This is a genomic window from Streptomyces iakyrus (assembly GCF_000717055.1).
Taxonomy (GTDB): Bacteria; Actinomycetota; Actinomycetes; order Streptomycetales; family Streptomycetaceae; genus Streptomyces; species Streptomyces iakyrus.
Genome location: NZ_JNXI01000012.1, coordinates 212,821 through 224,793 on the forward strand (window position 1 = coordinate 212,821; position 11,973 = coordinate 224,793).

Below are 11,973 nucleotides of genomic sequence, written 5' to 3' on the forward strand. Positions count from 1 at the left end.
CGCCCGGCCGCACCTGACTCCTCGCTTGCTAGTGTCCAGGATTCACCTGACCTGGCGGTTTCTCAACCGCAGGAGTTCCGCGGCACGATGACCGCCGCTGTGGGCCCCCGGCGGGCCGGTTGCCTTCCGCCCCATGCACGGCCTCGACAGCGCCGCAACCCGTGCGCCGGGCCCCCTGGCGCAGCTGCCGAAGGGCCGCATACGCCGCGCATTGGGACCGCCTGTCGGGCCCTGTCGGCACCCGCCACTCAGGACCCCGCCCGGCACATCTCTACGGTCAGGAACCGTGCCGGAGCGAGCCCAGGGGAGCCCGGTCGGGTCCGCAGCCGCATCAGCGTCTCCCGCGTGCCTCAGAAGCCCTGCACGCCCCTCTCGGCCGCCATCCCGCACCCCGCCGACGCCGGCGTCGGCCGCGAGCCCCTGCGAGCCTCGTGGCCCGGCACGCCCGCCCGGCCCAGCACCCAACTCGCCCCGTGCAGCGCTTTCGCCGCCTTCTTCAGCGGAGCCAGGCAGGCCGCCGCCTGCCGGTGGTCGGTCACGCTGCCCGGCGGGCACAGCACCGTCGCGAGGGACAGCGTGACCGGCCGGCCCCCGGCCGACCAGTCGGCGTCCAGCACCGATGCGGCCAGCGGATCGAGACCTTCCGGATCGGCGAGCACCAGGAAATCGTCCCCGCCGATGTGCCCGACGCGCGCCCCCTCCGTCGCGGCCTGTTGCAGCGTGCGGCCCACCGCCCGGATCAGCTCGTCTCCCGCCGCGAACCCGGCACCGTCGTTGACCTGCTTGAAGTGGTCGACGTCCAGCCAGCTCAACGCGAACGCCCGCCCCGCAGCGATCCGCCGGTCCACCTCGCCGGTGATCACGTCCGAGCCGGGCAGACGCGTCAGCGGATTGAGCCCCGCCGCCTCCTCCACCCGCGTCTCCGCCAGTGCCCGCACGAGGTCCGCGAGCCGGACGGCCCCCACGCACCGCCCGTACTCGTCCACCACGGCCACGTCGTCCGACGTGCGGTCCCGCCCTCCGACCGCCACCACGTCCAGGACCTCCCAGGCCGTGGCGTCGACGCCCACCGTCCGCGGTGGATCACCGAGCTTGGCCGCGGGCCGGTCGGCGTACAGGGCGTGTCCGTAGCGCCCCGACATCGACAGCAGGAAGCGGGAGCGGTGCACCGACCGGACCGGCACGCCGGTGGTGTCCACGAGCAACACCCCGGACACGTCCGGCGACCCCGTCAGCAGGGCGCGCACCTGCCCTGCCGACGCGGTGGCCGGCAGCAGGGCGGCGGGCCGGACGAACTCCCGCACCGACGGTCCGGTCCGTGGTGCGGCCGTCTCGGCGGGGGAGCGTGGCGGGACGTAGACGTCCGCGGCGGGCAGGCGCGCCGGCGGTGCGAACAGTTCGCCCTGCGCCAGTTGCGCCCCGTCCGCCAGTGCCGCCGCACATTGCCCCTCGGTCTCCACGCCCTCAACGGCCAGGAGCGCCCCCAGCTCGTCGCACAGCGTCCGCATCGACCGCACCACCGCCGGTCGCGCCAGCAGCGACGCGTCCAGCTTCACCAGGCCGGGGGAGAGGTCCGAGAGCAGCCGCAAGGGCACGTCCCCGTCCCCGATCCCGTCCGCGCAGATCCGGAAACCCTGCCCGCGCAGCGTGGCCACCGCCTCCAGCAGGGCCTGCTGCGGCACATGCGTGTACGGCGGGCAGAGGTCGATCGTGACTTCCCAGGGCAGCCGCCCCGCCTCCCGCACGGCGTCGTGCAGTGACGGGAGCCCGCCGAGGTCCGCGAGTGTCCCGGCGAACACGTTGACGAACAGCGGAAGCAGAGTTTCCTTGCGCACCGCCGCGCGAACCGCCGACACCGCCAGCCGGCAGTCGAGCCCGGGGTCCCGGCGGGCCTCGGCAAGGACGTCGCCGGTCTCCGGCCGGGCGAGTATCTCCAGCCCCGCGACCGCTCCGGTCGTCAGATTGACCACCGGTTGGAAGGCGAAGCGGAGAGTGTCCGTCCAGGAGTGCACGGCAGCATGATTGACGCCACCGGCACACGCCCAGGCGCAGTTCATGAGACGTTCACGCAGCATTCCGGACCGAGCACGCAGCGTAGCCACAGGTGTGGGTGTACGAGCCACAGCACCCTCCCAGCACACCAATATGACGCCCCATCGGGAATGGACACCCTGGTGGACCGAATGCCGGCAGCCCACGCCCCCGCGGCCATCGGGCAGTTGTCGTGCCGCCGGCGGTCCCCTTCCACGGCGCCCCCACTCCTGATAGACGCACGGGCATGACACGACTCACCACCGTGGCACGTGCCCTGCTCACCGCGTTCGCCGCCTTGCTGGCGTCGACCGCCCCCGCCGCGACCGCCCGGGGCGGCACCGATCCCAAGGCGCCGGGCGACTTTGTGGCCCTCAGAAGCGTGGACCCGACGATCATCCAGGAGATGCGCTACGTCACCCCGCACAACTTCGTCGGCGAGCGCATCGACGGCTACCGGCAGCCCGTCTGCATCCTCACCCGGCCCGCCGCCGAAGCCCTCCGCAAGGCCCAGCGCAAGCTTCTGCGCCAGGGCTACACGCTCAAGGTGTACGACTGCTACCGGCCACAACGGGCGGTGGACCACTTCGTCCGCTGGGCCGAGGATCTCGGCGACGAGTCCATGAAGGGCGAGTTCTACCCGAATGTCGACAAGACACGGCTGTTCGCCGACGGGTACATCGCGGCGAAATCCGGCCACAGCCGCGGTTCCACCCTGGACGTCACGCTCGTCAGGCTCCCGGCGAAACCGACCAGGCCCTACCGTCCCGGGGAGCCCCTGGTGCCGTGCTTCGCACCCCAGGGCGAGCGGTTCCCCGACAACTCGGTCGACATGGGGACCGGATTCGACTGCTTCGACACCCTCTCGCACACCCTCGACCCCCGCATTCAGGGCCGACAGCGCCACAACCGGCTGCTCCTCAAGAGCACCCTGGAAGGGCTCGGCTTCGTGAACCTGGCAGAGGAGTGGTGGCACTACACCTTCAAGCCGGAGGCCTATCCGGACACCTACTTCGACTTCCCCGTGTCCAGGAAGTCGCTGACCAGCGCTCACTGAGCAGCCTGCTCGATGCGCTCTCTCCGTGATCCGCTACAGTCCGCCGCGTGTCCGAGAATCAGCACTCCGCTTCGAACTCCGCGCCGAACTCCCACTGTTCGAGCTGCGGCGCGCCCTACGGAGAGGGCGTCACCGGCTGGCCCCGCACCTGCCCGGTGTGCGGGGCCGTGGCCTACCGCAATCCACTCCCGGTCGCGGTGGCCCTCCAGCCCGTGTACGACACCCAGGGCACCGCCCTGGTCGTCATCACCCGAACCATCGCCCCCGCGCGCGGGGGGATCGCCCTGCCCGGTGGCTACATCGACGACCGGGAGGACTGGCGGCAGGCCGTCATACGCGAACTGCGGGAGGAAACCGGCATCGACGCCGCCGGCCGTGACGTACGGCTCGCCGACGCGATGAGCTCACCCGACGGACACCTGCTGCTGTTCGGTCTCCTGCCGGAGCGGCCCGCCGAGGGCCTGCCCTCCTCCGCCGCCACGGACGAGACGGCGGGCTGGCACCTCCTGCGCAGGCCCGAGGAACTCGCCTTCCCCCTGCACACCCTGGCCGTACGCGCCTGGTTCGAGGGCCGGTACATCTGAGCTCACCGCTCACCGACCCCGCGGACCCGCACCGGGTAGGGCGGCGCGCTCCCGCCGTCCTCACCCTCCCGCTCCACGACCACCCGCGAGCCCGTCCACCGAGCGGTGTAGCGCTCGATCTCCGGCTCGTCCCACCCGTCGCCCCCGTCCGGCACGACCAGCCCGCCCCCGGTACGCCCCCGGGCAGGCGCCCACACCTCCAGTTCCAGCCCGCCGTCCTCCCCGCGTACCGGAAGCACGGCACCCGCGCGTGCCAGCACGGGGATGCGTGACAGAGGCGCGTCGACGAGCACCTTCCCCGGCCCCTCGTACGCCAGCCCCGTCGCGGTGTCGTACCAGCGCCCGCGCGGCAACTGCACCGCACGCCGGTCGGCGCCCGGGTCAAGGACCGGCGCCACCAGCAGGCTGTCGCCCAGCAGGAAGGCGTCCTGACACTCCCGCAGCGCCCGCTCCTCCGGCGCCGTCCACCACAGAGGCCGCACATAGGGCGCCCCCGTACGCCGCGCCAGATGCGCCAGCGTCATGAAGTACGGCAGCAGCCGCCGGCGTTCGACGAGCGCCACGCGCGCGTGCGCCAGCACCTCACCGCCGAACTCCCACGGCTCCCTGCGTCCCGCCCGCAGACTCGCGTGCGTACGGAACAGCGGCAGATACGCGCCCAGCTGGAACCAGCGCAGATACAGCTCGGGGGACGGATCCCCGTCGAAGCCCCCGACGTCGGGCCCCGAGTACGGGACACCGCACAGTCCGAGCCCCATCACCAGGGCCAGAGAGGCCCGCAGCCCCGGCCAGCCGGTGGCCACATCGCCCGACCACGTCCCTCCGTAGCGCTGCATGCCCGCCCACCCGGAGCGGGAGAACAGGAACGGCCGCTCCTCGGGAGCGAGCTTCCGCAGCCCCTCGTACGCCGCCCTGGCCATGCACAGGGCGTACACGTTGTGCGCCTCACGATGGTCACCGCCCCGCCCCTCCAGGGCGTGCCGGGCCGACCGCGGCAGCGTCGACTCACCGAAGGCGGTGAACAACGTGGGTTCGTTCAGATCGTGCCAGAAGCCCGAGAAGCCCTGGGCAAGCCGCTCCTCGTAGAGCCCGCCCCACCACGCCCGCACGCGCGCGTGCGTGAAATCGGGAAACACCGCCTCCCCGGACCATGAGACACCCTCCACCACGTCCCCCGAGGCGCCCCGCACGAACGCGTCCTCGGCGGCCCCACCCTCGTACACCGCGTGGCCGGGCAAGGCCTTCACCGCCGGGTCGACGATCGACACCAGCCTGACGCCGTCCCGCCGGAGCTCCTCGGCCAGGACGGGCAGCTTCGGGAAGCGGTCCTGGTCGACGGTGAAGACCTGATGCGCCTCCAGGTGGTCGATGTCCAGGTGCACGGCATCCAGGGGCAGACCGTGCTCCAGGTACCCCGTGACGATCCGCCGCACCTCCTGCTCGCTGCCGGACCCCCACCGCGCGTGATGGTGCCCGAGCGCCCACGCGGGCGGCAGCGCGGGCGCCCCGGTGAGCGACGCCCAGGCGAGCAGCACGCGCGCGGGAGTGCCCACCATCACCCAGCAGCGCAGCGGACCACCGTCCATCCGGAGCTCGCTCGTCCCGGCACGGTCGTGCCCCGAACCCGCGCCCTCCTCGCCCTCCCGCAGCGTCACCGTGCCGTCCCACGAGCTGTCGTGGAACGCCAGATGCGTCCCTCCGTCGGACACCACCAGCTGCACCGGCATCGTGATGTACAGCGGGTCGTCCCCCGGTGCGAAGGAACGGCCCGGACCGGTGTTCCACAGCCGGTACGTCCCGTCCGCCAGCCGAGGACCCGAGGCGCGCCCCCCGAGTCCGAAGAACCGCGCGTCGGCACCCACCTCGGACCGCTGCATCCAGCGCGCCGGGCCGCCGCCGACCGGCTCCCACCACCGCGGCGGCAGATCACGCCGCAGGGTCACACCGCCCGGAGTGAGCACCTCCACCGCGCCGTGCCGCGAGACCGCCACCGTCACCCGCTCGGCCACCACACGCCAGCCGCCGTCCTTGTCCGGCTCCAGCACCGCCCGCGGATCCGGCTCCGGGCAACGGCCGGCCAGCGCGTACGACGGCTCGGGCTCCGCCCCGTCCCAGCCCCAGAACACGGCCCCGTTCACGGCGACCAGAATGCGCAGCTCCGACCGGCCGAACCGGACGACACCGCCCCCCGGCCCCGGCTCCGCGCCCTCCACGAGCCCGGGCACCCGCGCACGCTCGGCCCCCCGCGCCGGCAGCCCGGTGGCGTCGGCCCGGCGCCTGCGCCACGCTGCTCGTACGGTACGCACACCCTGCGCCGCCCCCACCGAAGCCACCGCTTTCACCGAACGCACCAGGTCACGACCGTTCATGCTGCTCACCCTGCCACTGACCGCCTGGCAAACGGGTGTCGTTCAACTGCCGTTCACCCGTGCCAAGACCACATCTTCACGACACGGACTATGTGGGGCGCACCCTGGTGCCGAAGTCGATCACATGGCATTGTCCGTGCCAGCCGCTCACGCGCACACCCCAGCCCGTGCGCGGAGGACGCACACGACGCGCACAGTCCGGGAGCCGACATGCCCACCGACAGTTTCCAGCCGCTCTGGCAGCCCGACCCCGGGCGCATCGCCCGGGCACGGATCACCAGGTTCCAGGCCTGGGCCGCCGAACACCACGGCGCCCCCGCCGAGGGCGGCTACGCGGCCCTGCAGCGGTGGTCCGTCGACGACCTGGAAACCTTCTGGAGAGCCGTCACCGAGTGGTTCGACGTCCGCTTCTCCCACCCCTACGCGCGCGTGCTGGGCGACCGCTCGATGCCGGGCGCCCAGTGGTTCCCCGAAGCGACCCTCAACTACGCCGAACACGCCCTGCGCGCGGCCGGCACCCGCTCCGACGAACCGGCCCTCCTGTACGTCGACGAGACCCACGAACCACGCCCCGTCACCTGGACCGAGCTGCGCCGCCAGGTCGGCTCCCTCGCCGCGGAACTGCGCGCGCTCGGAGTACGCCCCGGCGACCGCGTCAGCGGCTACCTTCCGAACGTCCCGCAGGCCGTGGTCGCCCTCCTCGCCACCGCCGCCGTCGGCGCGGTCTGGACGTCCTGTGCGCCCGACTTCGGCGCCCGCAGCGTCCTCGACCGCTTCCAGCAGGTCGAACCGGTCGTGCTCTTCACGGTCGACGGCTACCGCTACGGCGGCAAGGAGCACGACCGACGCGAGGTGGTCACCGAACTGCGCCGCGAACTCCCCACCCTGCGGGCCGTGATCCACATCCCGCTCCTCGGCACCGACGCACCCGAGGGCGCCCTGGACTGGTCGGCCCTCACCTCCGCCGACACGGACCCGGTCTTCGAGCAGGTGCCCTTCGACCACCCCCTGTGGGTGCTCTACTCCTCCGGCACGACCGGACTGCCCAAGGCCATCGTCCAGTCCCAGGGCGGCATCCTGGTCGAGCACCTCAAGCAACTCGGCCTGCACTGCGACCTCGGCCCCGAGGACCGCTTCTTCTGGTACACCTCGACAGGCTGGATGATGTGGAACTTCCTCGTCTCCGGCCTGCTCACCGGCACCACGATCGTCCTCTACGACGGCAGCCCCGGCTACCCCGACACCGGCGCCCAGTGGCGGATCGCCGAACGCACGAAGACCACCCTCTACGGCACCTCCGCCGCCTACGTCATGGCCTGCCGCAAGGCGGACGTGCACCCCTCCCGCGCCTTCGACCTCTCCTCGGTCCAGTGCGTCGCCACCACCGGTTCGCCCCTGCCGCCCGACGGCTTCCGCTGGCTCCACGACGAGGTCCGCGACGACCTGTGGATCGCCTCCGTCAGCGGCGGCACCGACGTGTGCTCCTGCTTCGCCGGAGCCGTTCCCACCCTCCCGGTCCACGTCGGTGAGCTCCAGGCCCCCTGCCTCGGCACCGACCTCCGGTCCTGGGACCCCCACGGCCGCCCCCTCATCGACGAGGTCGGCGAACTCGTCGTCACCAACCCCATGCCGTCGATGCCCATCCGCTTCTGGAACGACCCCGACGGCAGCCGCTACCACGACAGCTACTTCGACACCTACCCCGGCGTGTGGCGGCACGGCGACTGGATCACCGTCACCTCCCGCGGATCCGTCGTCATCCACGGCCGCTCCGACTCCACGCTCAACCGCCAGGGCGTCCGGATGGGATCGGCCGACATCTACGAAGCCGTCGAGCGGCTCCCCGAGATCAAGGAGTCCCTCGTCATCGGCATCGAGCAGCCCGACGGCGGCTACTGGATGCCCCTCTTCGTGCACCTGGCCCCCGGAGCGGTCCTCGACGAGGCCCTGCTGAACCGCGTCAAGCAGACGATCCGCGAGCAACTGTCCCCGCGCCACGTCCCCGACGAGATCATCGAAGTACCCGGGGTCCCGCACACCCTCACCGGCAAGCGCATCGAGGTCCCCGTCAAGCGCCTCCTCCAGGGCACCCCGCTGGAGAAGGCGGTCAACCCGGGCTCCATCGACAACCTCGACCTGCTGAACTTCTACGAGGACCTGGCCCGCAAGCGCGCCTGACCACAACCACCCTGCGTCACACACTCCCCGTCACCGGCGCTCCGGACGCAGGTCACACGGCCACACCCCTGTGACCTGCGCCTTCCGGCCTCACCCGCGTACGCGATCACCCGGAGCCGGGTCATTGTCAGTGCCGCCGATTACTGTGAGTGAGCATTGATCGACCATGCACTGGGGGAAACAATGGCGCACACCGACAACCGGACCATGCGACGCGTCCTGCACCGCGAAATCGCCGGCACCATCGGCCTGCTGACCGACGAACACGACTTCCGGGCCATGCGGCGCTACCGCAGCTTCACCTTCGCCGACCACGCGACCTACCTGAAACAGGTGGAAGCCCTCCTCAGGACCCGCGCCCTGCGGGGCAGCCACACCACCGTGGCGCTCTTCGACCCCGAGGAGTACGCCGAGTTCTGCACACGAAAGGGCCTGGACCCCGACCACCCGTCGAGCCGCACACGCTTCACTGCCCAGATCGCAGCCACCGGCCCGACCCTTCCCTACGACGGCCGCCCCCTGGCCGACCTCCTCCCGGCCCTCGTCGACGAGGCCGTACGGCAGGCCACCTGGGAGTACGCGACCACCCTCCTCGCCCGCCTGGGTGCCTGCACTTCCTGCGGCGAAGACATCGGGCGCGCCGCCTTCGCCCGAGCCGCGAGCCTGCTCGTCCGCATCCTCGACACCGCCCCACCCGGCGACCGCCACCTCGTCTGCAGCGTCACCGGACCGCCCGACACCCTCACCGCCGCCCTCCACATCACCGACGACGGGGACTCCCTGGAACTGAACGAAACCGAAGCCCTCGAGTTCACCACCATCCTGGCCCTCGGCCTGGCCACCGAAAGCCCCGGAGGACTCGTCATCCGCATCAGCGCCCCCGACACACCAGACCGCGTCTACGGCTGGCGCATGCGCGCACACGGACTCGAACCCCTGACCGCAGGGGAGGTCTTCGACGCCTACTGCACCGACGTCGAATCCGGAGACCTGATCTCCCCTGAATCCAACGTCGACTACTGTGCGCCGCCCGACCTCGGGGAGGAGAAACCCACTCCTGGGCACCAGCACTGAAACGCCGGGAGGGGCGCCCCACCTCAGTGGAGCGCCCCTCCTGGGAAAACCGTCGCCGCGGGCCCGGCCTATTCGCCCGACAGCACCGCCTGCGCGGCGCTGCGCGCGTCCTCGGCGCTGTCCGTCGCCCGCGCCGCCGCAGCAGCCCGCTCGCACTGCGCCAGCGTGTACTTCGCCAGCGTCGCCCGGACGTAGGGAATCGACGCGGCACCCATCGAGAGAGAGGTGACGCCCAGACCGGTCAGCACACACGCGAGCAGCGGGTCGGACGCGGCCTCACCGCAGACACCACAGCTCTTGCCCTCGGCCTTCGCCGCCTCGGCGGACAACTCCACCAGGTCGAGCAGAGCGGGCTGCCACGGATCCTGCAGACGGGACACAGCGCCCACCTGACGGTCGGCGGCGAAGGTGTACTGGGCGAGGTCGTTCGTCCCCAGCGACAGGAACTCGACCTCCTGAAGGATCGAGCGGGCTCGCAGCGCGGCCGACGGGATCTCGACCATCGCACCGAACTTCGCCCGCAGCCCAGCCGCACGGCAGGCGTCAGCGAAGGCCCGGGCGTCCGTACGGTCCGCCACCATCGGGGCCATGACCTCGAGGTAGACGGGCAGCCCCTCCGCGGCCTTGGCCAGCGCGGTCAGCTGGGTACGCAGGACCTCGGGGTGGTCGAGGAGCGTCCGCAGCCCCCGCACGCCGAGCGCCGGGTTCGGCTCGTCGGCCGGCGTGAGGAAGTCGAGCGGCTTGTCCGCGCCCGCGTCCAGCACGCGCACCACAACACGCCCCTCGGGGAACGCCTCCAGCACCTGCCGGTACGCAGCGACCTGCTTCTCCTCGGACGGCGCCTGCTTGCTGTCGTCCAAGAAGAGGAACTCGGTACGGAAAAGACCCACTCCCTCAGCACCGGCCTCGACGGCGGCCGCCACGTCGGCGGGGCCACCGATGTTCGCGAGCAGCGGCACCTTGTGACCGTCAGCGGTGGCACCAGGACCGGTCGAGGCAGCCAACGCGGCCTTCCGCTGGGCGGCCGCGGCCTCGAGCTGGGCCTTCTTCTCGTCGCTCGGGTCCACGAAGATCTCTCCGGTGCTGCCGTCGACTGCGATCATCGTGCCTTCGGCGAGCTCACCGGCCCCCGGCAGCGCCACCACGGCCGGCACACCGAGCGCCCGGGCCAGGATCGCGCTGTGACTGGTCGGGCCGCCCTCTTCCGTGACGAAACCGAGCACCAGCGTCGGGTCCAGCAGCGCGGTGTCGGCCGGAGCGAGGTCGCGGGCAACCAGGACGTAGGGCTCGTCGCTGTCGGGGACGCCAGGCATCGGCACCCCCAGCAGACGGGCGACGATGCGATTCCGCACGTCGTCGAGGTCGGCCACGCGACCAGCCAGGTACTCACCGGCCCCCGCCAGGAGCTCGCGGTAGGAGGCGAACGCGTCGTACACCCCGCGCTCCGCCGTGCTGCCGACGGCGATCCGCCGCTCCACATCGGCCAACAACTCGGGGTCCTGGGCCATCATGGCCTGCGCCTCGAGCACGGCCTGGGCTTCACCGCCGGCCAGGTTGCCGCGCGCCATCAGGTCAGCAGCCACCGCCTCCACGGCCTTGCGGGCGCGCCCCTGCTCACGCTCCGCCTCTTCCGCCGGGATCTGCTTCGCGGGCGGCTCGAGCACCGCCGTTCCCATGTGCCGAACCTCGCCGATGGCCACACCGTGGCTCACCCCGACGCCTCGCAGCGTTGTCTCCATCTCACCCGTCTCCGATAGAGCGGCGGGCCCCGCCGCCGCGATGGTTGTCGTACTCGCCGTCATACGACGGCACTGACGTCACTTCCAGAGGAAGAGACTGTCGCCGGCCTTCACTTCGCCGTCGATGCGAAGATCGGAGAGAGCTTCGGCCGTGGCCTCCAGGGCCACGACCGGGCAGATCGCGGACTTGCCGGCGGCCTCGACGGCAGCCGGGTTCCAGCGCACGACCGCCTGGCCGCGCGTGACGGTGTCGCCCTTGTTCACCAGCAGCTCGAAACCCTCGCCGTTGAGCTGCACGGTGTCGATACCGAGGTGAGTGAGCACGCCGTGTCCGTTCTCGTCGACGACGACGAACGCGTGGGGGTGCAGGGAGACGATGACGCCGTCCACGGGGGAGACGGCCTCGGAGGGCTCACGTACGGGGTCGATCGCTGTGCCCGGGCCGACCATGGCCCCGGAGAAGACGGGGTCCGGCACGGCTGCCAGTCCGATGGCGCGTCCTGCGAGCGGGGACGTCACGGTGGTCATGGGAAGCCTCCCAGGGGTGGAGATCGATATGGCCGTCCCTGTAGGTACCGGGCGGCACACTGTTCAGCAGCGTATGTCACCTGAAGTGCCGGTTCCGCGCGAGCACGTCGAAGTGGTCTAGACCATACCCCAAATCGATTTGCACCCGCTCCGCGGCCGCGTGTACAGTCGTACTCCTGCTTGGGGCTGAGCGATGCGACTTCGCGTCCTGGCCGGGCAGCAACCAACTTGTCAGATCCTAACTTTGGATCACCTTCTGCATGCCTGCGGGAGAGTGGTCAGGGGGCCGGAAAAACACTGATAGAGTTTGGAACACCGAAGGGAAGCGCCCGGAGGAAAGCCCGAGAGGGTGAGTACAAAGGAAGCGACCGTTCCTTGAGAACTCAACAGCGTGCCAAAAGTCAACGCCAGAT

8 protein-coding genes are annotated in these 11,973 nt (G+C 71.3%); 4 read left to right on the top strand and 4 right to left on the bottom strand.

Going from position 1 to position 11,973, the window contains the following annotated elements; genetic code table 11:
• Positions 1–350: 350 nt before the first annotated feature.
• Positions 351–2,012: a GGDEF domain-containing protein gene (locus OO68_RS19850; protein WP_033309758.1), complete on the bottom strand. Its 1,662-nt coding sequence runs from the start codon at positions 2,010–2,012 to the stop codon at positions 351–353.
• A gap of 266 nt (positions 2,013–2,278) precedes the next feature.
• On the opposite strand from OO68_RS19850, the gene OO68_RS19855 reads away from it, so the two are divergent.
• Both OO68_RS19855 and OO68_RS19860 read left to right on the top strand, forming a co-directional pair.
• Positions 2,279–3,088: a M15 family metallopeptidase gene (locus tag OO68_RS19855; RefSeq protein WP_033309742.1), complete on the top strand. Its 810-nt coding sequence runs from the start codon at positions 2,279–2,281 to the stop codon at positions 3,086–3,088.
• A 47-nt stretch (positions 3,089–3,135) separates the two neighbouring features.
• A complete protein-coding gene (locus OO68_RS19860) occupies positions 3,136–3,672 on the top strand; it encodes an NUDIX domain-containing protein (protein WP_033309743.1) in 537 nt (178 codons plus the stop codon).
• A 2-nt stretch (positions 3,673–3,674) separates the two neighbouring features.
• Here the strand turns inward: OO68_RS19860 and OO68_RS19865 are convergent, their stop codons facing one another.
• Positions 3,675–6,041 (bottom strand): glycoside hydrolase family 31 protein, encoded by a 2,367-nt coding sequence (locus OO68_RS19865; RefSeq protein WP_033309744.1) that lies wholly within the window; start codon positions 6,039–6,041, stop codon positions 3,675–3,677.
• A gap of 210 nt (positions 6,042–6,251) precedes the next feature.
• Between OO68_RS19865 and OO68_RS19870 the strand changes: the two genes are divergently transcribed.
• Both OO68_RS19870 and OO68_RS19875 read left to right on the top strand, forming a co-directional pair.
• Positions 6,252–8,219, top strand: a complete 1,968-nt coding sequence (locus OO68_RS19870; protein ID WP_033309745.1) for an acetoacetate--CoA ligase — start codon at positions 6,252–6,254, stop codon at positions 8,217–8,219.
• 183 nt (positions 8,220–8,402) lie between these two features.
• Entirely contained in the window at positions 8,403–9,293 is an 891-nt protein-coding gene (locus tag OO68_RS19875; protein ID WP_033309746.1) for a DUF8829 domain-containing protein, read from the top strand.
• 68 nt (positions 9,294–9,361) lie between these two features.
• On the opposite strand, the gene ptsP is transcribed toward OO68_RS19875, so the two are convergent.
• Positions 9,362–11,032: a phosphoenolpyruvate--protein phosphotransferase gene (gene ptsP, locus OO68_RS19880; protein WP_033309747.1), complete on the bottom strand. Its 1,671-nt coding sequence runs from the start codon at positions 11,030–11,032 to the stop codon at positions 9,362–9,364.
• Between the two features lie 78 nt (positions 11,033–11,110).
• Positions 11,111–11,560, bottom strand: coding sequence for a PTS sugar transporter subunit IIA (locus OO68_RS19885; protein WP_033309748.1), 450 nt, complete (start codon positions 11,558–11,560; stop codon positions 11,111–11,113).
• Positions 11,561–11,973: the final 413 nt, after the last annotated feature.

Coding starts and splice junctions, on each gene's coding strand:
- OO68_RS19855 (WP_033309742.1), top strand. CDS start 2,279: ATGACACGACTCACCACCGTGGCACGTGCCCTGCTCACCGCGTTCGCC.
- OO68_RS19865 (WP_033309744.1), bottom strand. CDS start 6,041: ATGAACGGTCGTGACCTGGTGCGTTCGGTGAAAGCGGTGGCTTCGGTG.
- OO68_RS19870 (WP_033309745.1), top strand. CDS start 6,252: ATGCCCACCGACAGTTTCCAGCCGCTCTGGCAGCCCGACCCCGGGCGC.
- OO68_RS19875 (WP_033309746.1), top strand. CDS start 8,403: ATGGCGCACACCGACAACCGGACCATGCGACGCGTCCTGCACCGCGAA.
- ptsP (WP_033309747.1), bottom strand. CDS start 11,032: ATGGAGACAACGCTGCGAGGCGTCGGGGTGAGCCACGGTGTGGCCATC.
- OO68_RS19885 (WP_033309748.1), bottom strand. CDS start 11,560: ATGACCACCGTGACGTCCCCGCTCGCAGGACGCGCCATCGGACTGGCA.